22 protein-coding genes are annotated in these 20,616 nt (G+C 38.7%); 17 read left to right on the forward strand and 5 right to left on the reverse strand.

Going from position 1 to position 20,616, the window contains the following annotated elements; genetic code table 11:
* The first annotated feature begins 2 nt into the window (after positions 1–2).
* From MKX72_RS07040 to MKX72_RS07105, 14 genes are all read left to right on the forward strand, one after another.
* Positions 3–1,196, forward strand: a complete 1,194-nt coding sequence (locus MKX72_RS07040; RefSeq protein WP_033578418.1) for a CCA tRNA nucleotidyltransferase — start codon at positions 3–5, stop codon at positions 1,194–1,196.
* A complete protein-coding gene (locus MKX72_RS07045) occupies positions 1,181–2,170 on the forward strand; it encodes a bifunctional biotin--[acetyl-CoA-carboxylase] synthetase/biotin operon repressor (RefSeq protein ID WP_013056096.1) in 990 nt (329 codons plus the stop codon). Before MKX72_RS07040 ends, MKX72_RS07045 begins: the two co-directional genes overlap by 16 nt.
* Before the next feature lie 273 nt (positions 2,171–2,443).
* Positions 2,444–3,277: a 3-methyl-2-oxobutanoate hydroxymethyltransferase gene (panB, locus tag MKX72_RS07050; protein ID WP_033578419.1), complete on the forward strand. Its 834-nt coding sequence runs from the start codon at positions 2,444–2,446 to the stop codon at positions 3,275–3,277.
* Between the two features lies 1 nt (position 3,278).
* Positions 3,279–4,136, forward strand: a complete 858-nt coding sequence (gene panC / locus MKX72_RS07055) for a pantoate--beta-alanine ligase (RefSeq protein ID WP_033578420.1) — start codon at positions 3,279–3,281, stop codon at positions 4,134–4,136.
* A complete protein-coding gene (panD, locus tag MKX72_RS07060) occupies positions 4,137–4,520 on the forward strand; it encodes an aspartate 1-decarboxylase (protein ID WP_028407965.1) in 384 nt (127 codons plus the stop codon).
* A 202-nt stretch (positions 4,521–4,722) separates the two neighbouring features.
* Positions 4,723–7,524 (forward strand): ATP-dependent DNA helicase DinG, encoded by a 2,802-nt coding sequence (gene dinG, locus MKX72_RS07065; RefSeq protein WP_033578421.1) that lies wholly within the window; start codon positions 4,723–4,725, stop codon positions 7,522–7,524.
* An 87-nt stretch (positions 7,525–7,611) separates the two neighbouring features.
* Positions 7,612–8,409, forward strand: a complete 798-nt coding sequence (locus MKX72_RS07070) for a hydrolase (protein WP_028414082.1) — start codon at positions 7,612–7,614, stop codon at positions 8,407–8,409.
* A 188-nt stretch (positions 8,410–8,597) separates the two neighbouring features.
* A complete protein-coding gene (locus tag MKX72_RS07075; protein ID WP_013056102.1) occupies positions 8,598–8,768 on the forward strand; it encodes a YpmA family protein in 171 nt (56 codons plus the stop codon).
* An 11-nt stretch (positions 8,769–8,779) separates the two neighbouring features.
* On the forward strand, positions 8,780–9,268 hold the full coding sequence (locus MKX72_RS07080) for a cell wall elongation regulator TseB-like domain-containing protein (protein WP_013056103.1): 489 nt from the start codon (positions 8,780–8,782) through the stop codon (positions 9,266–9,268).
* Positions 9,269–9,401: 133 nt separating this feature from the next.
* The gene (locus MKX72_RS07085; protein WP_033578422.1) at positions 9,402–10,586 is read left to right on the forward strand and encodes a pyridoxal phosphate-dependent aminotransferase; all 1,185 of its coding nucleotides are present in this window, start codon (positions 9,402–9,404) and stop codon (positions 10,584–10,586) included.
* Positions 10,587–10,741: 155 nt separating this feature from the next.
* The gene (gene asnS / locus MKX72_RS07090) at positions 10,742–12,034 is read left to right on the forward strand and encodes an asparagine--tRNA ligase (RefSeq protein ID WP_033578423.1); all 1,293 of its coding nucleotides are present in this window, start codon (positions 10,742–10,744) and stop codon (positions 12,032–12,034) included.
* A gap of 334 nt (positions 12,035–12,368) precedes the next feature.
* Positions 12,369–13,076, forward strand: a complete 708-nt coding sequence (locus tag MKX72_RS07095; RefSeq protein WP_016763459.1) for a DnaD domain-containing protein — start codon at positions 12,369–12,371, stop codon at positions 13,074–13,076.
* A 140-nt stretch (positions 13,077–13,216) separates the two neighbouring features.
* Positions 13,217–13,888: an endonuclease III gene (gene nth, locus MKX72_RS07100; RefSeq protein WP_028414079.1), complete on the forward strand. Its 672-nt coding sequence runs from the start codon at positions 13,217–13,219 to the stop codon at positions 13,886–13,888.
* Entirely contained in the window at positions 13,875–14,375 is a 501-nt protein-coding gene (locus MKX72_RS07105) for a YpoC family protein (protein WP_028414078.1), read from the forward strand. The genes nth and MKX72_RS07105 overlap by 14 nt, the downstream gene beginning before the upstream one ends.
* Before the next feature lie 35 nt (positions 14,376–14,410).
* Here MKX72_RS07105 and MKX72_RS07110 read toward each other — a convergent pair whose 3' ends face one another.
* Together MKX72_RS07110 and recU are read right to left on the reverse strand one after the other, a co-directional pair.
* Positions 14,411–17,236 (reverse strand): transglycosylase domain-containing protein, encoded by a 2,826-nt coding sequence (locus MKX72_RS07110; protein WP_098627132.1) that lies wholly within the window; start codon positions 17,234–17,236, stop codon positions 14,411–14,413.
* Positions 17,237–17,299: 63 nt separating this feature from the next.
* Positions 17,300–17,899, reverse strand: a complete 600-nt coding sequence (gene recU / locus MKX72_RS07115; RefSeq protein ID WP_034266860.1) for a Holliday junction resolvase RecU — start codon at positions 17,897–17,899, stop codon at positions 17,300–17,302.
* A 73-nt stretch (positions 17,900–17,972) separates the two neighbouring features.
* Here recU and MKX72_RS07120 point away from each other — a divergent pair, with 73 nt between their 5' ends.
* Positions 17,973–18,968, forward strand: a complete 996-nt coding sequence (locus MKX72_RS07120) for a DUF2515 family protein (RefSeq protein ID WP_034266862.1) — start codon at positions 17,973–17,975, stop codon at positions 18,966–18,968.
* An 11-nt stretch (positions 18,969–18,979) separates the two neighbouring features.
* Here the strand turns inward: MKX72_RS07120 and MKX72_RS28300 are convergent, their stop codons facing one another.
* On the reverse strand, positions 18,980–19,081 hold the full coding sequence (locus MKX72_RS28300; RefSeq protein WP_016763465.1) for a hypothetical protein: 102 nt from the start codon (positions 19,079–19,081) through the stop codon (positions 18,980–18,982).
* Between the two features lie 227 nt (positions 19,082–19,308).
* On the opposite strand from MKX72_RS28300, the gene MKX72_RS07125 reads away from it, so the two are divergent.
* Positions 19,309–19,563 carry a hypothetical protein gene (locus tag MKX72_RS07125; protein WP_029325131.1) on the forward strand — a complete coding sequence of 85 codons (255 nt, stop codon included), beginning with the start codon at positions 19,309–19,311 and terminating at the stop codon, positions 19,561–19,563.
* Positions 19,564–19,608: 45 nt separating this feature from the next.
* Positions 19,609–19,959 carry a YppE family protein gene (locus tag MKX72_RS07130; protein ID WP_013056113.1) on the forward strand — a complete coding sequence of 117 codons (351 nt, stop codon included), beginning with the start codon at positions 19,609–19,611 and terminating at the stop codon, positions 19,957–19,959.
* 93 nt (positions 19,960–20,052) lie between these two features.
* On the opposite strand, the gene MKX72_RS07135 is transcribed toward MKX72_RS07130, so the two are convergent.
* A complete protein-coding gene (locus MKX72_RS07135; protein WP_167387310.1) occupies positions 20,053–20,223 on the reverse strand; it encodes a hypothetical protein in 171 nt (56 codons plus the stop codon).
* Between the two features lie 125 nt (positions 20,224–20,348).
* Positions 20,349–20,543 (reverse strand): YppF family protein, encoded by a 195-nt coding sequence (locus tag MKX72_RS07140; RefSeq protein WP_013056115.1) that lies wholly within the window; start codon positions 20,541–20,543, stop codon positions 20,349–20,351.
* Positions 20,544–20,616 lie beyond the last annotated feature (73 nt).

A 20,616-nucleotide genomic window follows, 5' to 3' on the forward strand; every position in this document is an offset into this window, starting at 1 on the left:
TTATGAAAGAACCGTTCATTCATCCGCTTTATATTATTGAAAAACTGGAGACAGCCGGTTACGAAGCGTATTTTGTTGGAGGAGCGGTCCGGGATCTCATTTTAAATCGGACGATTGGAGATATTGATATCGCTACGTCAGCTAGGCCGGAACAAGTGATGGAACTCTTTCCTAAGACGATTCATGTAGGAATCGAGCATGGTACGGTTGTCGTTGTTCATGAGAACGAGACCTATGAGGTGACCACTTTTCGCTCTGAGGGAGAATATGATGATTTTCGTCGTCCCTCGTCCGTTACGTTTATTTCGTCTCTGATAGAAGATTTGCAGCGTCGCGATTTTACAATTAATGCAATGGCTATGAATGCAAAAGGAGAAATTATTGATCCATTTAATGGAAGGGAAGATTTACGAAACCAGTTAATTCGTACTGTCGGAAATGCTAAAGAACGCTTTCATGAAGATGCTCTTCGTATGATGAGAGCCGTTCGCTTTGTCAGTCAGCTGGCGTTTTCGCTGTCTGATCAAACTAAAAGAGCCATTCAGCAATACGGTGAACTACTGAGGCATGTTTCTATTGAACGCATTACAGTTGAATTCGAAAAAATGCTGAGCGGAAAGCGGCCGTCTTTAGCATTAGCACTTGTAGCAGATACGGAGCTGTATCGCTACTTGCCCGAATTGAATGTAGATCCGCAAAAATTCCGATCTGTTTGTGCACACGATTGGATGATGCTTCAGCGAGTATCGGAGTCGTGGACACTTCTTGTACATCTGCTCGACATTCAAGACAAGCAGGCATTTTTTAAAAGCTGGAAATTATCTAATAAGCAAATTAAAGATATTCAGCTTCAGTCTATTGGTCTTCGGGACGTTTTGGAAAATGGATGGTCAAAACGCATCATGTATACAATTGGAGAGCAGGCCAGCGTGAGCGTGAATCGTATTTTACAACTTCTTCGAAGCAATGAGTATATGAATGAACATGAGCTTCTTTACATCTATAGCGAGCTGCCTATTCATTCTTTAAAAGATTTAGATATAAATGGTCAAGATCTTTTAGTGTGGACAGGTAAAAAGGGTGGTCCATGGGTGTCTCAACTATTAAAAGAAATTGAGGAAAAAGTTCTATACAATGAGTTAATGAACACGAAATCTTCAATAAGAAAGTGGGTGCAGTCTTGCAGTCAGATATAAGAAGAACGCTGCTTGAAATGTTTACGAACGCAGATGGGGACTATGTGTCCGGCCAAAAGATCAGCGATTTATTAGGCTGTTCAAGAACAGCTGTATGGAAGCATATCGAAGAGCTGCGAAAAGACGGCTATGAACTTGAAGCTGTTCGTAAAAAAGGCTATCGCATTGTTGGGAAGCCGAACAAAGTAAGCAGCAACGAGCTTTTATTAGGACTTCAAACAACAAAAATCGGCCAGTATATTCACTATGAGGAAAGCGTGCATTCTACTCAAAAAATTGCTCATCGAATTGCTCAAGAAGGAGCAAAAGAAGGAACGGTCGTAGTTGCTGAAGAGCAAACGGCAGGAAGAGGAAGACTTGATAGAGCGTGGTACTCCCCAAAATATACTGGTGCCTGGATGAGTATTATACTGCGTCCTTCTATCCCTCCGCAGCAGGCTCCTCAGCTGACTTTACTATCAGCAGTCGCTGTTGTACAGGCCATTCAAGAAGTGACGAACCTTTCTCCAGACATTAAATGGCCGAATGATGTTTTATTAAATGGGAAGAAGCTAGTTGGGATTTTAACGGAAATGCAGGCTGATTTTGACCGAATTCATTCGGTCATCATTGGAATCGGCATCAATGTGAATCAGCAGGAAACGGATTTTAATGAACAAATCAAACACATTGCCACATCTTTACGTATTGAAAAAGGTGAAGAAATTAATCGTGCCGCTTTGATGCAAGCGTTTTTCTTGAAGTTAGAAACCCTTTATGAAGAATACTTAAAAAATGGCTTTGGTTTAATTAAAGTTCTTTGGGAAACGTATGCAATCAGCATTGGAAAGCGAATTATAGCACGGACGATGACAGCCAACATTGAAGGCTTCGCAAAAGGTATAACAGATGAAGGCGTTTTATTGATTGAAGACGATGAAGGTGTTATACACCGAATTCATTCTGCAGATATTGAGCTCTCTGCTAAAAAATAGTAGAAAAATAAAGAAATTTTTATTATAATACGAGTATCAAGGTAGTATCGAAAGAACTTCACTTGATACTCGTTTGTTTATTTTTAATACGACAATAAATCTGCCTTGATCCATTAAGGACTAGGACAGAGGGATGACGCGTAGGTAAGCACATTAGGTAAAGTGTGCTTTTTATAGATGAAGTCTGTCAAAGTCCTTCTTCCTTTTATAGGTAGAAGGGCTTTTTTGTGTGCAGACGTGCGCTCATCTCCTCTGAGAAGGAGGAGAAAGTTAGTGAAAACAAAATTAGATTTTTTACGTATGAAACAAAACAATGAACCAATTGTGATGCTGACTGCGTACGATTATCCGTCAGCTAAGTACGCTGAAGAAGCAGGCGTAGACATGATTTTAGTAGGCGACTCTCTAGGAATGGTCGTTTTAGGATATGACTCTACGATTCCTGTAACGGTAGATGATATGATTCATCATACAAAAGCGGTTAAAAGAGGGGCTAGTGATACATTTATCGTCACCGACATGCCGTTTATGTCCTATCACGTGTCGAAAGAAGACACGATGAAAAATGCTGCTCGCATTATGCAGGAAAGCGGAGCTCATGCTTTAAAAGTAGAAGGTGCAAACGATGTTCTCTATACAATTTCAGAATTGACGCAAGCTGGTATTCCGGCTGTTGCACATCTCGGGTTAACACCTCAGTCTGTCGGTGTTCTGGGCGGTTATAAAGTACAAGGGAAAGAAGCGAAAGAAGCCAAACAGCTAATCCAAGACGCAATCAAGTGTGAGCAGGCGGGAGCTATTGCTGTTGTATTAGAGTGTGTTCCTAAACAAGTAGCAAAACAAGTAGCTGAACGCTTAAGCATTCCAACAATCGGAATCGGAGCAGGAGCTGACACGGATGGTCAAGTACTTGTATACCACGATGTATTAACGTACGGCGTAGAGCGTGTGCCCAAATTTGTTCAGTCATTTGCGAAAATAAATGAGCCTATTTTACAAGGGCTTTCTCAGTATGTAAGTGAAGTGAAAAAAAGAGAGTTTCCGAAAGAAGCACATACTTTTTCAATGAAAGAAGAGCAGTTAACGGCACTGTACGGAGGGAAATAAGATGAAAGTCATTACAACAATTAAAGACATGCAGCAGGAGATGAAAAAAGAAAAGCAGCTTGGACGTTCAATTGGATTTGTCCCGACGATGGGCTATTTGCATGAAGGCCATGCTACTCTGCTTGGAGCAGCTCGCACAGAAAATGAAGTAGTGGCGCTAAGTATTTTTGTGAACCCGACTCAATTTGGACCAAATGAAGATTTTGATACGTATCCAAGAGATTTTGAGCGCGATGAGCGCGTGGCAAAAGAAGCTAACGTCGACTATTTATTTTATCCTTCAGTAGAGGAAATGTATAAGTCAAGCCGTTCAGTTGCTATAACCGTGAGAGATCGTGTAGACGTATTGTGTGGACAGAAGCGCCCTGGTCATTTTGACGGAGTAGCCACGGTACTAACAAAGCTTTTTCACATTGTAACCCCAGATCGTGCATACTTTGGTAAAAAAGATGCGCAGCAAGTTGCTGTAGTAGATGGTTTAATTGAAGATTTTAATTTCCCGGTGGAGCTTAGAGCAGTAGATACGGTGAGAGAAGCAGATGGATTAGCTAAAAGTTCTCGTAACGTATATTTAACAGATAAAGAAAGAGAAGAGGCACCTGTTTTATTTAAGAGTTTACAAAGCGCTCTGCAGCTTCTTGAAGGCGGAGAGAAGCAAGTAGAAATCATTAAAGGGACCATTCGAAAAGAAATTGAGCAACATACGAGCGGTAAAGTGGATTATATCGAGGTTTATACGTATCCAGAGCTAAAACCAATTAAGAAAGCCGCTGGAAAAATCATTATCGCTTTAGCTGTTCAATTCTCTAAAGCTCGTTTAATTGATAATGTAATTGTAGACGTACAGGGGGATAACTAAATGTTTCGCACGATGATGAACGCTAAAATACACAGAGCTCATGTCACTGAAGCCAACTTAAATTATGTTGGCAGCATCACCATTGATGAAGATATTATCGACGCAGTAGGAATCGCAGCAAACGAAAAAGTCCAAATTGTAAACAATAATAACGGAGCTCGCTTGGAAACGTACGTGATTCCCGGCGAACGAGGGAGCGGCGTAGTTTGTTTAAATGGAGCTGCTGCAAGACTCGTGCAGCCTGGAGATATCGTCATCATTATCTCTTATGCGCTCGTAGCAAATGAAGAAGTAGCTCACCATCATCCAACCGTAGCGATTATGAATGAGCAGAATAAAATCCAACAATTGCTTAAACAAGAACCAGCTGGTACAATTCTATAAGAACAGTCCCCCTTTATGAGGGGGATTTTTATTTGAATACATACGCTAGTAAGTGAACGGTATAAACCTCTATACACACTAAAGTAAAACTTCTATGTATGAAAGCCTCTCTGTTTTTCACGAGAAGGAGTTGCGCTTTTAAAGCATATAGAGCAGGCTTTCACTTTATACTATAAAAAGACAGACTTGCGAGGTGTTGACCGTGAATAAACGCTTTGTTGTGGTAGATCTTGAAACGACGGGACATTCTCCAAAACAAGGAGATAAAATGATTCAATTTGCTGCTGTCATAGTAGAAGACGGCAAAATTGTTGAACGTTTTTCTAGTTTTTTAAATCCTGGTATGGATATTCCGCCTTTTATTACACAACTAACTAACATTCAAAATGATATGGTGAAAGATGCGCCTTTATTTGAAGAAATTTCACCTAAAATTATAGAATTGCTAGATGATGCTTATTTTGTTGCACATAATGTGGCATTTGATTTAACTTTTTTACAAGAAGAACTCTATCAGTGCGGGATGGAGACGCTTTATAATTCAACCGTGGATACCGTCGAACTGGCCCGGATTCTGCTGCCTACAGTTGATGGGTACAAACTTAGTCAATTAGCTGAGTATTTACATATTGAACATGAAAACCCTCATCAAGCAGATAGTGATGCAGAAGTAACGGCACGTATTTTACTTTTACTAATTGAAAAATTAAAGAAGCTCCCTTTAACAACCTTGAAGCAGCTATACGCGCTAAGCTTACACTTTAAAAGTGAAATTGGAGAACTGATTCAACAAGTTATAGATGATAAAAGTTATGCCGAGGATGATTCTTATGAATTTATACACGGCATTGCGCTAAACAAATATCAGCCGCATTCAGCTAATGAAAAGCAGCACTCTCATACTTACGAAATATTTGAAACTGAAAAGCAAAAGCTGTTCCATCAGGCTCTGCCATTGTTTGAAGAACGAAAAGGGCAGTGGGAGATGATGAACTTTGTACAAGAGTGCTTTGCAGGCAACGAGCATGCTTTAATTGAAGCGGGGACCGGTATCGGTAAAACCTACGCTTATTTAGTTCCTGCCGTGTTTTATGCTTCTGTTCATCACCACCCAGTCATTATCTCAACTAACACGGTAACGCTTCAGCAGCAAATCATCGAAAAAGATGTGCCCATTTTAGAAAAGATTGTGCCGTTTCCTGTCACAGCAGCTGTTTTAAAAGGAAGAGAACATTACATTAGTATAAGAAAATTCATTCAGCTCTTAAAAGAGCGAAATAATAATTACGATGCGATCCTCACAAAAGCGAAGCTGCTTATTTGGCTGACGGAAACGGAAACGGGCGACAGCGATGAAATAAACCTGCCTTCTGGGGGTAAACTTTTTTGGGAACAGCTAAATGAAAGCAATCCGTCTCCAAGTGACTTTAAGCATCCTTGGAAGCTTTATTCTTTTTATGAACGAGCGCAGAACAGAGCGCAAAATGCCCATATAGTAGTGACAAATCATCGCTTACTGTTGATGGATGTGATGAGTAATCATGAGCTGCTACCTGATTATGAACAAATTATTATTGACGAGGCTCATCACTTAGAAGACATTGCCGGAGAAGAACTGGGAGAGCGCTTAGATTATTTTGCGGTTCATGCGCTATTAAACCGAATCGGAACCATTCAAGACAAAGGGCTGTTAAAAAAAGTTCACCATACGCTTGTAAAATATAGCATCGAGCTTAACACTGAATTTCTTCAAAATCTGTTTGTGCAGCTTCATTCTGAGTGTGATGACTTATTTCGTTTGATTCATTCTTTTGTTCAAAAAAGAACAGGCAATCAGCAGGGCGAGATTGGAAGAAGCAGCTATCGGTATAAAGTGGAAAAAGAGCATGGGCATTACTGGACGGCTATTCAAGAAGCAGCGTCGCGCATTCGTTTTTTAATTCACGATCTTTTTACATGGAATGATGGGGCAAGACATTCCTTTGACGATCTATATGACAAAGCCACAAAAAATGAACAGTCATCTCTTCATGAATTTCAAACGGCTGTTAAAGGATTTGAGCATATATCTCAGCAAATAGAAAAGCTTTTGTTCAAACAGCAGAGCAATTACGTAACGTGGTTTGAAATTGAGCCAAAAGGAGCAGCAAATGCTACGTATATCTATAGTCAGCCTACTTCCATTGCCGATACGCTGGCTGATGAATTTTTCGCTAAGAAACAAAGCGTTATTTTAACATCGGCTACATTGACGGTGAATGGAACATTTGATTATTTAATTCAAGAGCTAGGGTTATATGACTTTCAGCCTGCTCAACTCATTCTTCCTTCCGAGTTTGATTACGAGAAGCAAGCTAGAGTCTATATTCCTCAGGATATGCCTGCTGTTAATGAAGTATCATTATATGAGTATAGCGCTATGATGGCAGAAAGTATTCTTGACGTAGCCAAAGTAACAAATGGCCGTATGCTGGTGCTTTTTACTTCATATGACATGTTGAAAGCTACATATGGTTATTTGAAAGAGTTAAACGATCTTGAAGAGTTTGTCCTGCTTGGTCAAGGAGTCACAACTAGAAATCGCAATAGACTGTTAAAAGACTTCAGTCAATTTGAGCATTCCATTCTTTTGGGTACAAACAGTCTGTGGGAAGGAATTGATTTGCCAGGAGATTTATTATCATGTCTCGTAATAGTCAGACTTCCTTTTTCATCTCCAAATCAACCTCTGTTGACAGCTAAATTTGAGCAGATGAAAAAAGAAGGGAAAAGTCCCTTTATGAATTATTCACTTCCTCAAGCCGTTATCCGTTTTAAACAAGGATTTGGACGGTTGATTCGTTCAAAAAGTGACCGGGGAGCTATATTTATTTTTGATAATCGTATTACGCGAACAGCATATGGATACCATTTCCTTCACTCGCTTCCAAAAGTCCAGGTTGTTCAAAAAACGTTTTCAAATATCTTACTGGACTACAAAGAATGGTGGAATGAAAAGACTTGAGCATAGCTTAAGTCTTTTTTTATGCATACTGTTTCTTCACTTGAGAGACGATAGTAATATACTATGATAAGCAAATGAGGACAGTGTATGATTAAAATATTGCTAAGTGCTGTACTGTTTTTTAGTTTTATGACCTGTTCGGTTTCAGCAGCCGTCATTAAAAACGTAGATTTTGGTTTGCAAGCTGATGAAGTAGTGATCACCTTTCTGCCTCTTTCAGATGGAGAAGCAAGTCTGATTCAAGACGGAAGCGGTGAGGCGATTTTAGTAAATACCGGGAGTGCATCTTCCTATCCCGAGCTAAACAAGTGGCTGCAGCGATATAAAGTAAAAAAAATCAACCAATTAATAATTACGAAACAGCAAAAGTACTATGATTCAAATGTTCAGCGAGCTGTGAAGGATTATCATATAGAGCGTATTATTGTGCCGGCTCAGTACCAGGCGGAATTTCAAACAGAGAAGTGGAAAGAAAATGATTTATTTCAGTTAACGGATAATATACACGTTGATGTCTTGCATGCATCGAAGCAAAAAACAGCGGCTATGGATCTATTATTTACGATTGGAGAGCACCGAGTTCTATATGCCATGAGCGGCTCAGATGAAGTAGAGGAAAAGTTTTTACGCATTCCCCTTACTCATGTAGATATATTGAAAATTCCTAATTTTGGAGAGGGGACATTTTTTTCGAATACATTTTTGAAGCAATTAGATATACAGCTTGCCGTTGCGTTTACGAAACCAGGGCGTTCCTATTCCCCTCGACTGCTTTCGAATTTAACAGCTGAATGGATTGAATTATATGACGTAAGAGAGGGGAGCGCTTACTCTATTAAAATGGCGCTAAAATCCTATGATGTGATGAAATTTTCTGCAAAATAAACAAATTTCCTTTTGCAAAAAGAGGTAAATTCCTTATAATATTATATATGTTTACTTATTTATTCGGTTTTTACGCAAAACGTACAGGCTGGATTGATGAGTGAAAAAGATGACGATGGTTTTTGATACCTGTTATAATACGGATATCGTCATTTTTGCGTCGTGATAGACGAGCTAGGAGGTTTACAATGGAAAGCAGGATTGAAGTATTATCAACTGTCCGCGTGGAAAATTCCTCGGATTTATATAAAATTGTTGATAGTTTGAATCGCACGTTGAAAAAGCAAGATTTGATGTTCGGATTAGCGTTAGATGAAGAAGATCAAAGCAAAGCTGTATTTACAATTTATCGTACATAAGTAGGGATTTTATGAAAAAGTTAATTATTGTAGCGGTAGCTGCTGTGCTTTTAATTATCGGAGGCATTTCTTTTAGCATTTATCACTCGTCTGTGAAGGATGTTCAGTCTGCTGAGGAAAAAGCAGCATCCCAAGCAAAAAAAGAATTTAATTTGAAATCTGTCACAAGTACCCAGCCATATTTCGGCAATCATGCATTTTATGTAGTAGAAGGTACAAACCGAAGCAATCAAAAGGTAATTGCTTGGATGCCTAAAAGCAAAAAACAAACAGCTGTTTTAAAGAAAGCAAGCAGCGGGATCACAAAAGAGAAAGCCATTTCCATTGTGAAAAATGATAAAAATCCGCAGGAAATTAAGTCGGTGCGCCTAGGCATTGAAAATAAAAAGCCGCTGTGGGAAGTAACATATGTGGATAAAGATAAGAAACATTTAACATACTATTATCTTGATTTCTCTAGCGGTGAATTTATAAAACGATACAGCTTATCTCAATCATAAATCGTTTATACCATATGAAATGTCATATGTGTCATAATATAAGATTTCAGCGCTTTATGAAAATGAAGCCAATTTTTTATCTATAATCAGCCTGCGGGCTGATTATAGCTTTAGTTCATAGGGGGAGATTTTAGTGAAGTTAGCAAAACGTGTATCAGCATTAACGCCATCATCAACATTAGCGATTACAGCAAAAGCGAAAGAATTGAAAGCGGCTGGTCATGATGTGATTGGACTTGGAGCAGGGGAACCTGATTTTAATACGCCGCAGCACATTTTAGAAGCGGCTGTTACAGCAATGAATGATGGTCAGACAAAATATACGCCAGCAGGCGGTCTTGCACCATTAAAAGAAGCGGTAATTGAAAAATTCAAACGCGATCAAGGCCTGACGTATTCACCTTCTGAAATTATTGTTTGTACAGGTGCTAAGCACGCACTGTATACGTTATTTCAAGTTCTGTTAGACGAAGGTGACGAAGTAATTATCCCAACTCCTTACTGGGTAAGTTATCCTGAGCAAGTAAAGTTAGCAGAAGGTACACCCGTATTCGTTGAAGGTTCTGAAAATAACGAATTTAAAATCACACCTGAACAATTAGCAGCGGCTATTACTGCTAAAACTAAAGCTGTTATTATCAATTCACCAAGCAACCCAACGGGTATGATTTACACAAGAGAAGAGCTTCAAGCTTTAGGAGAAGTTTGCTTGAAGCACGATATTTTTATCGTATCAGATGAAATTTATGAAAAGCTTGTGTATGGTCAAAATGAACATGTATCGATTGCACAGCTTTCACCAGCGTTAAAAGAAAAAACAATTATCATTAACGGTGTTTCTAAGTCACATTCCATGACGGGCTGGCGCATTGGATATGCAGCTGGTGATGCTACAGTTATTAAAGCAATGACAAACCTAGCGAGTCACAGCACGTCAAATCCAACATCTATTGCTCAATATGCAACAATTGCTGCTTATAACGGCACTCAGGAGCCGGTGGAAATGATGCGACAAGCTTTTGAAGAGCGTCTAAACGTAATTCATGAAAAGCTGATTAACATTCCAGGGTTCTCATGCTTAAAACCACAGGGTGCTTTCTACTTATTCCCTAATGCAATTGAAGCTGCAAAGTTAACTGGCTTTGATACAGTTGATGCATGGGTAGAAGCTATTTTAGAAGAAGAGAAGGTAGCGCTAGTGCCTGGATCAGGATTCGGTTCACCTGAAAACGTACGTCTTTCTTATGCTACATCACTAGATCTGCTAGAAAAGGCATTGGAACGAATTCAATCATTCATGACTCGTCATATGAAATAAAAAAGATTATATTTAAAAACAAAAGAGCCTTTTAGCACAAATCACACGTGTTAGAAGGCTCTTTTTGTTTGTTACTTGTTATTATGTTTGTCGAAATGTATAATAGGATGGCATACATAATTACGAAATGTAAGTTTTTTGGAGGGATATTAATCGTGAAAATTACGATTTCAGAAGCAAACAAGCATGTAGGAAAAGAAGTAACAATTGGTGCTTGGTTAGCGAATAAACGTTCAAGTGGTAAAATTGCCTTTTTACAGCTGCGCGATGGATCAGGATTCATGCAAGGGGTAGTTGTAAAAGCTGAAGTAGAAGAAGAAACTTTTAAATTAGCTAAATCTATGACGCAAGAATCATCACTATATGTAACAGGTGTGGTACGCGAAGATGAGCGCTCACCGTTTGGCTATGAGTTAACAGTTACAAGCCTTGAAGTTATTCATGAAGCTGTTGATTACCCAATTACGCCAAAAGAACATGGAACAGAGTTCTTAATGGATAACCGTCATTTATGGCTGCGTTCTAAACGTCAACATGCTGTTATGAAGGTTCGTAACGAAATCATTCGTGCAACGTATGAATTCTTTAACGAAAACGGGTTTACAAAAGTAGATCCTCCAATCCTAACAGGAAGTGCTCCTGAAGGAACAACAGAATTATTCCACACGAAATATTTTGACGAAGATGCATATCTTTCTCAAAGTGGACAGCTTTATATGGAAGCAGCGGCAATGGCGCTTGGAAAAGTATTTTCATTCGGTCCAACGTTCCGCGCTGAAAAATCTAAAACACGCCGTCATTTAATTGAGTTTTGGATGATTGAACCAGAGATGGCTTTCTACCAATTCGAAGATAACTTGAAAGTACAGGAAGAGTATGTGTCTCATGTCGTACAGTCTGTTTTAACAAACTGTAAGTTAGAGTTAAATGTACTAGGCCGTGATACATCTAAGTTAGAACAAATTAAAGCGCCATTCCCTCGTATTTCGTACGATGAGGCTCTTAAATTCTTACATGAAAAAGGATTTACAGACATTCAGTGGGGAGATGACTTTGGAGCACCGCATGAAACGGCTATCGCAGAAAGCTATGACAAGCCGGTATTCATTACACACTATCCAACGTCATTAAAACCATTTTATATGCAGCCAGATCCAACAAATGAAGACGTAGTATTATGTGCAGACTTAATCGCACCAGAAGGCTACGGAGAAATCATTGGAGGCTCTGAACGTATTCATGATCAAGAGCTTTTAGCTCAGCGTGTAGAAGAGCACAAATTAGATACAGAAACATACAAGTGGTATTTAGAGCTTCGTAAGTATGGCTCAGTTCCACATTCAGGATTTGGTTTAGGCCTTGAGCGTACAGTAGCATGGATTAGCGGCGTAGAACACGTTCGTGAAACGATTCCATTCCCACGCTTATTAAACCGTTTATACCCGTAAGGAAGTGAAAAAGTATTCTGACTCCTGTAGTCAGGATACTTTTTTAGCTTTTTTTATGAATCATAAAAAGAAAAGAAAAACGAGGTTTTTACTTATATCACAAGGAAACAACGGCAAACATAGAAGAGAGTCTAACTTAAAAGGGAGTTGCAATTCTCGAAAAAATAAGTTAGTGTAATATTCTTGGAAGGAAGTCATCGTTCGTATATATTTTATATGTGCAGAGCAATGGTACGGTTTCAGCGGAAAGTTTTACATAGAAGCTTTTTAGCTTCGAATAATTATTACTTTGACTATAAACTTCATGATATACTAACTACTGAGGTGTTCGGATATGAAAAAAGAAACGTTAATTGAATGGTTTGAACAAGGCACAGTTTCAATTCCGAAGCTGCTGTTTAATCACTATAGCGATTTGGGAATGAACGAAACGGAATTCATGACGTTAATGCATATTTATGTTTCCATTGAAGGCGGTGAAGGTTTCCCGACACCTAACGAATTGGCGGCAAAAATGAGTATTTCAAGTGCTGTGTGTATGGATACGCTGCGAGCATTAATTCAGCGCGGCTTTTTATCTATTGAGCAAGATCAACAGCAAAACGCCCTTATTTGTGAACGTTATTCATTAAAACCGCTTTGGGAAAAGCTTATTCATCATATGATGCAAGAAACAAGAGAAGTAGAAAAAAGCGAAGAAGAACAAGAAGAGCTTAATTTATATACAATGTTTGAAAAAGAGTTTGGCAGAGCATTGTCTCCGTTTGAATGCGAAACGCTAGCGATGTGGATTGATCAAGATCATCATGACCCCATTATTATTAAAGCGGCACTAAGAGAGTCGGTGATGTCTGGAAAATTAAACTTCCGGTATATTGATCGTATTTTATTCGAATGGAAGAAAAATGGCATTCAGACCATTGATCAAGCCCGCAAGCATAGCCAAAAATTTCGTCAAAATCAACAGCCCAAAAAACTATCTTCTGTTAACCCTTCTCAGTCTACATCAGCCATTCCTTTTTTTAACTGGCTAGAGCAATGACAGGATAAAAAGCTGCTTCAAGATCCAAGTAATTGAATCTTGAAGCAGCTTTTTTAAAAGAATGTGGACAAAAGTAGCATTTGACAGGAACCCTATTGTAAAATAGGAGGGAACTACCTGTAAGAAGAAGGAGAACTAGTATGTTAACGTTAAAACAAATCAGACAGTGCCTAGATGCTATGGCAGAAATGTTTCCTGACGCCCACTGTGAGTTGAATCATCGGAATCCCTTTGATTTAGTCATTGCTGTGGCGCTATCTGCTCAGTGCACAGATGCTTTAGTCAACCGCGTAACAGCGGATTTATTCAAGAAATATCAAACGCCTGAAGACTATTTAGCCGTTTCGTTAGAAGAGCTGCAGCAAGATATTAGATCAATCGGCTTATATAGAAATAAAGCTAAAAACATTCAAAAGCTCTGCCGTATGCTCATTGATGAATACGGAGGAGAAGTTCCGAAAGATCGTGATGAGCTGACCAATCTTCCGGGAGTAGGGCGTAAGACGGCTAATGTTGTTGTATCCGTAGCTTTTGGAGTACCGTCAATAGCCGTAGACACGCATGTAGAACGTGTAAGTAAACGCCTTGGGATTTGCAGGTGGAAAGATTCCGTTTTGGAAGTAGAAAAAACGCTGATGAGAAAAATTCCGAAAGATGAATGGTCCGTTACGCATCATCGACTTATCTTCTTTGGACGCTATCACTGTAAAGCACAGTCTCCTCAATGTCATGTCTGCCCGCTTCTTGATCTTTGCCGAGAAGGAAAGAAACGAATGAAAGGAAAAGAGAAGAAGACAGATGTTACCGATTGAAGTGCCGTCACATTTCATATGCGAACCATTTTATTCAAAAGAAGATCGGGTTCTTGAAGTAGATAAAAAAAATGGAAGAAATTATTTTGCTTATGATATTTTATACGATGTACATAAAGAAACGAAAACACCTTGGAGGGATGTTCAAAAGAACATACGGCCATTTTTTGAAAAGTGGGAAACTCAAAGGGAAGAACTGCATACGCTTTTTTCTCAGCGAAAAGCAAAAGAAGCAGCGCCTTGTATGAAACAAGCTGCTGCTATGTATATTAGTTTACTGTTTTGGATTAATGGACAGCCCGTTCGGCGTTTAAATCGGCTGCAAGAAGACATAGCGGACCTAACCTATAAGCCTATTAACTGTGCTGAGAGACTTATGTTTTTGCTGCAGCGAGTTTCTTCTTATCAAGCGTATATTCAGCTGACAGAATTATTTAATGAGCTGCGTAAGCAGTATGCAAAAATGCTTATTCTTCACAAGAAATAAAGCCCCTACACGTGTAGGGGCTTTTTACTGCTGCGTTAATTTTCAGTTGTTGGCTCTTGCTGCGGTGTAGCAGGTGTTGACGGCGTCGATGGTGTAGCAGGAGTTTGTGGTGTTTGACTTCCTGAGTCACTTCCACCGTTGTCTGCTGGAGGAGGAGTTGTGCCTCCGTTATTATTGTTGTTATTACCATCGTTAGTATTGCCGCTATCGTTATTGTTATTATCGGTATTGCCGTTATTACCGCTATTGCTACCGTCACTATTGCTGCCATTATTGCTGTTTTGGTTATCATCCGGCTTAGTAGATGAATCGTCACCTTGATCAGAGCCGTTGTTTTGATCAGTGTTGCTATTGTCTTCATTTTGATTATCGTCCGTTGTTCCGTCATCTTCAGGCTTAGTAGAATTATCTTCGGTAGTTTGATCTGATGAATCAGGGACTTTTACAGAAGAACTAGCGCTTTCGCCCGTATTTGTTGTTACGGTGAAACTATACGTTGCGCCTGCTGCTGGATTGGAAATTGTTTTTCCACCGGCTCCTGCGCCAGATGCGAGTTGTTCAGAACCGTTAGGAGATGACATTGTGACTGTAAAGGTCGTATCACTGGCTGCGTTTGACGCTGACCAGTTAACTGAAATTGCTCCTCCGCTATACGAAGCAGTAATTTTGGGCTTCACATCTTTATTGTCTTTTTTCTCTTTTTTGTCCTCTTTTTTATCTTCTTTCTTTTCTTCTTTTTCTTTCTTCACAAACGTTTGAGATACTTTTGTCGGTGCAGTGCCGCGCACAAAGTATTCTTTCGTAATTAGGCTCGAAGGAGTAGAGCCGCTTGGGCGTTTTAAGTCTTTGCCCGTTGGTTTTTCCACGGAACGTTCAACTACGCTGTCCGGCTGCTTGAAACTTCCTTTAGGTTTGCCTTCAGAAATATGAGTAATAACATGCTTAAAGATATTTTTTGCCATGCCTGTTTCATTAGGACTTAAAATATAGCCGTCTTTAGCAGTTTCATAGCCTGTCCATACGGAAATCGTATAGTTTGGCGTAAATCCATTAAACCAAACGTCTTTTTCACCAGCGTCTGGAATATTGTATCGTTGCTTTTCTGCAGCACTAAAGTTCGAAGTTCCCGTTTTACCCGCAATTTCTAATCCTGGTGTACGAACAGCACGAGCTGTACCATATGATTCGTTTACAACAGATTTCATCATGTCCGTCATCATAAATGCCGTGTAATCTTGCATTGCGCGTTTTGGTTTTGGCGTTAAATCAATTTCTGTTCCATCAGGGAATTTTACCTTTGTCACCGTATGCGGTGCATTGTACATACCTTCATTTGCAAAAGCACTATAGGCTCCAGCCATTTGTAGAGGTGTAACACCTGTACGGAAGCCTCCGATAGAATAAGATTCAGAATAAGCTTCGCCGTCTTCTTCATCTAATTTTAGCCCAAGGCCTGTAGCGAACTCTTTTGCTTTATCCGCACCGGTTGCTTGGAACGCTTTTAAAGCAGGGATGTTCAGTGAACGTCCTAAAGCTTCACGCGCTGAAACCCAACCTTTATAGTTGCGTCCAAAATTTCGGATTGGCGTGCCGTTTGAATAATGATATTCTTCATCTTTTAGCGGTTGTCCAGTAGACCACTTTAAGTTCTCAATCGCTGGACCGTAATCTAAGATCGGCTTAATTGTTGAGCCGGGCTGACGTCTCATATTTGTTGCAAAGTTTAAGCCGCCTGATACACGATTACGTCCGCCTCCAATTGCTTGAATACCGCCTGTTTCATTATCTACAACGACAAGACCTGCTTGGAATTTATCGTTCGGGAAGTTGACTACTTTGTTATTCATCACATCATCCACATAGTCCTGAGCATTCGTGTCAAGCGTTGTATAAATTTCTAAGCCCGCAGAAAATGGATCCGCGTCTGTTTTCTTTTTTACTTCCTCGATTACTTGATCAATAAATACATCGTACTTAGATGTTGATTCAGTTTGTTTAGCTAAGTGAGCCTGTACATCTACTTGTTTTGCTTTGTCGGCCTCGGCTTGTGTAATGAAGCCGTTTTTAGCCATTAAGTTTAATACTGTGTTACGGCGTTTAGTAGCATTCTCTGGGTTTGTAACTGGGTTATAAGTAGTTGGCGCTTTTGGTAAGCCTGCCAACATAGCAGCTTCATCAAGAGTTAAATCTTTTACGCTTTTAACTCCGTAAAATTTCTCAGCTGCTCGTTCAATACCGTATACTTCACCTGATGCGAAATATATTTTGTTTAAATACATTTCAAGAATTTGTTGTTTCGAATATTTGCGCTCAAGCTGGTAAGCTAACCACATTTCTTGTACTTTACGTTTAACCGTCTTCTTTGGTGATAAGAACGAATTCTTTACCACTTGCTGAGTAATCGTACTACCGCCCTCAGCACCGAAGCCGTCTTTAAAGTTCGCCATTAATGCTCCACCAATACGGTAAAAGTCGACGCCGTGATGTTTATAAAAACGAACGTCTTCCGTAGCGATAAATGCGTTTTTGACGACTTGAGGGATTTCATCGTATTGCACATATGTACGTTTTTGAGCTCCAATTTCTTTTACAACTGTCTTTCCATCGTTTGCATATACTTTAGATGAAAAAGAGTTTTTTAATACCGAGTCATCAACTTTTGGAGCATCGCTTATCATAGCAAAAAAAGTTCCCACTCCGGCAATGAGCCCGATGATTCCTATCAGTAAAACTGCGGCAACAATTTTACGAAATAGGCCTCCTTTTTTCTTCTTTTTCGGTTTTCCTTGAGATTTACCTTCTGGTTTGTTGTCATTCATAGCTCTTCGTCGTTCTTCACGAGAGCGATAATTATCTGACATAAAAACTCCTACCTTTCAACGCATTGTAAGAGAATGATTTCCGTAAACATATATATCATACTCTTAAAAGTATAATTTATCTATAGTTTTTATGTAATCGATTCTCGGATGGTAACCAAGTTCGATGAAATGTCCTTTTTTTTCAATATCTGCCTTAGGGATTGATTTTCGTCCATCTTTTTTCATGGCATCCCAATAAGGAAAAAGGAACTGTGCTTCGAACAAGTATATTTCTTGTAAAGTAGAGAACATTAATATAACGAAACAAACCCCGTTTTGTTTCACAATTTGCTTCATATGTTCAATTTGATGTTCATGAAAATTACGCAGAGGAAATGAGGTTTTATTTCTCGTTTCTTTTGCTTCAAAGTCAAGGTGTTTTCCTTTATAGATTCCATTATAGTCTGTAGTAGAAGCCTGTTTAAAATAAGCTTCTTTGATAACAGCGGCACTTCTCTTCGGATAGTCTACTTTTACAATTTGAACAGGGGTTGGTTTTTTGTGAACAATGGCTATTCCTTTTGAAACATAGTATTCGTTTGTTTCGTTTAAATCGTCCTCCAGCGTCATACCACGATTGCTATAGCTAGCTTCTAGCTTTTTAGGGGAAGGACTGCTGGTATTCAATGGCTTATAGGCCTTTCCGTTAGGATAGCGAATCATAACCATCACTCCTTTAGTGTAAATCTATTAAACAAACAAATTCTATTATACCAAATCCTACAAATAAAAATAGATGAAAGAAGATGAAGAGATGTCACTCAATAGTTCGGAACAAGCGCTGTTGACAGCGATTAATAAAACAACAGACAAGCTGAATATTGATAATATATCAAGAACCCAAGCTTATGCAACTTTTTATCATAGATATCCTGAAGTAAAGTGGGCATTTCTCGCAAGTATGGTATCGCGCAACGCAGGGTGGAATATGTGTGATTTGCAAGGAGAACCAATGAAAAAAGCGTTATCAAAGCAAACGCGCGATTTATTATTTTTGACGTATGAAAGAGCAAATTGGCTTATTTTTAAAGATGCCTTCCCGCAATTACTATTGTATGCTGTTTCGCGTAAAAAACATGTCTCTTACGTTCATTTACTTCCCTATTTAAATGTTTCATCTTTTATCGAAGAAAAGTGGAGGCAATTTATGCAGAAACCTTCTGAACTGCAGCTTATTCATGCGTTAATTGTAAATGAGCAGCACGTTATTCAAAAGCCCGTTATTGAACAGCCTTTTTATCAAGATAGAGTATTTAAAAGTATGCTGTTTTTTTTTCAAGATATATTCCACTTTAGCTCCGTCCTTTTTCCTACTACAAAAGGGGAGCTATACGGTTGTTCTGTTCATGATTTTACAAAAGTAAATAATCGGATTGATTTGGGGAAGAAATTAGCGGCTTTATTATTTCATGAAAAGTATTATCCCTTGTTTTATGAATTTTCTTTGAAAACAAAGCATACGGGTTCGAGATACGATTATGAGCAGTATTTTGTGGATGAAACCAGTTGCTGTACACCTGCACTTCGAAAGGTGTATCCGGCTATTAGACATCATGAAAAAAAGAGAGAAGAGTGGTTTTTAACAAAAAAACAGGAACAAAAGCTCATGAAAAAGCCGCCTTTTCCAAAGAAAGTTCATTTTACAAAGTGGTATCTTCAAAAGCAAAAGCAGCTGCATATATTAATGAAAGTAGCGCAAGTAGTTAATGTAAATAAAAACGGTCACAAGTGACCGTTTTGTTCTTAAGTAGAAGGCTGGTTAGGACCGTTTAACTTTTTAGGATCACCGTAGGTTTTTGTTTCAGGCTTATTTTTAGGCTGTGATTTTTGCTGTTTGTTGGCCATGTCTAGGCACCTCCTATCATGTTGTAATGAACGTTCAGCAGCAGAATGTATCTCCTTAGCTGAAATGTCTATACTAGTGTTTTCAATATGTTCTCTTTCGATTCACCATAAATGAAAATGTCGAAAACATCTTTCTTTGACGAATAGAAACTAGTTTTGTCATGTGTGAAGGGACATTGAATAAAAAAGAGAATACGTTATGCAAAGGAAAATTTGGAGGGATGGCGATGAAACAAAGTATGGTTAAAACAAGCGAAATGATGACTTTATTAGATAGCTTACTAGAGCAAGTAGATCTAGTGGATAAAACGATGTCTACATCTATAAATGAAGCATTTACACATTGTGAAGAAACATATATGGAACAAGTTCATCGCATTGACCAATCGCTGCAAGAAATTGAAGTAGCTGTGTATGAAAGCATGCCTTCCGAAACAGAATGGAGTAGAAGCCGAAGAGAAATGGTTCTTCATACAGTATAAAGATTGTTTATGTTACAATAGTCATCGTAGAGGTGACGAATAACGATGAATGAAGATGTGAAAAAAAGTACGGAAATCATGTTTCAATATAATGAAGTAGCTGTAGAACGATTAGCGTCTATTCAACAGGAAGAAAATTATGAAGTGAAATTTTTTGAAGAAGTAAAACCTTATGGAGATATTTTCTTCAAAGAACTTGATGAATGGGCTAGTCTCGTAACGGAATGGCTGAAGAAAGAGCGACCAAAATATATTCATGTTAATCAAGTAGAGACGTTAAAAGAAAATTTACAAAACGTTGTACTACAGTCATTTTATCCCGAGACGCGAGAAAAGCGATTTAAAAAGATGTATCACTCAAATAAGTATGTGCTCGAGTCGATATTGAATAATTAATCCCGGCCTTCCGTTAAGACTTATAAGGTGGGGATTTTCTATGTATGCCTAAAGAGAAAACTCTTTAGGCATTTTATCATGATCAATAAAAAGTTAATCAAAATCTTTTTGTGATTGGATAGAAACAGCTGGGTGATCTTGTGAAGCAACTGTATCGATATGATAATCAACTTTTTCGGTATGTTTAGAAGCAACGGCGTTATTTGTTTTATTTACTGCACCTTGTCCTTGTTTTTTATGATCAAAATGTTTTCCACGACTCATGAAATAAACCTCCTTTATTGAATACTACGTTAAAGCCTTTATAGTATAAACAAGTCAAAAAAGAAGTATGTGTCCACTTTATAGGAAACAAAGAAACCACCGATTTCTCAGTGGTAGTAAAAAAATTAATCATCTTGTGCACTAAAATCAGGCTTAGTAGCTCCAATTTGTTCGAGTTCACGTACAGCGGCTTTGTAATTCATAGGAGTTAAAAAACCTTTTAAATACTGCTGCTGAGCAAAATCGAGTAATTCATTACTTGACTGCGGCTCATATTGTTTCACCGCAATAAAAGCTTCTTGAAGTTCGTTCACATACATGTAAATTCCCTCCTAATCCCCATTTGTGCCACTACGTATAGGTAGTATCACTTGTTCTTATCGTACCATATAT

This window comes from Priestia sp. FSL R5-0597 (assembly GCF_038006305.1).
In the GTDB taxonomy this organism is placed as follows: Bacteria; Bacillota; Bacilli; order Bacillales; family Bacillaceae_H; genus Priestia; species Priestia zanthoxyli.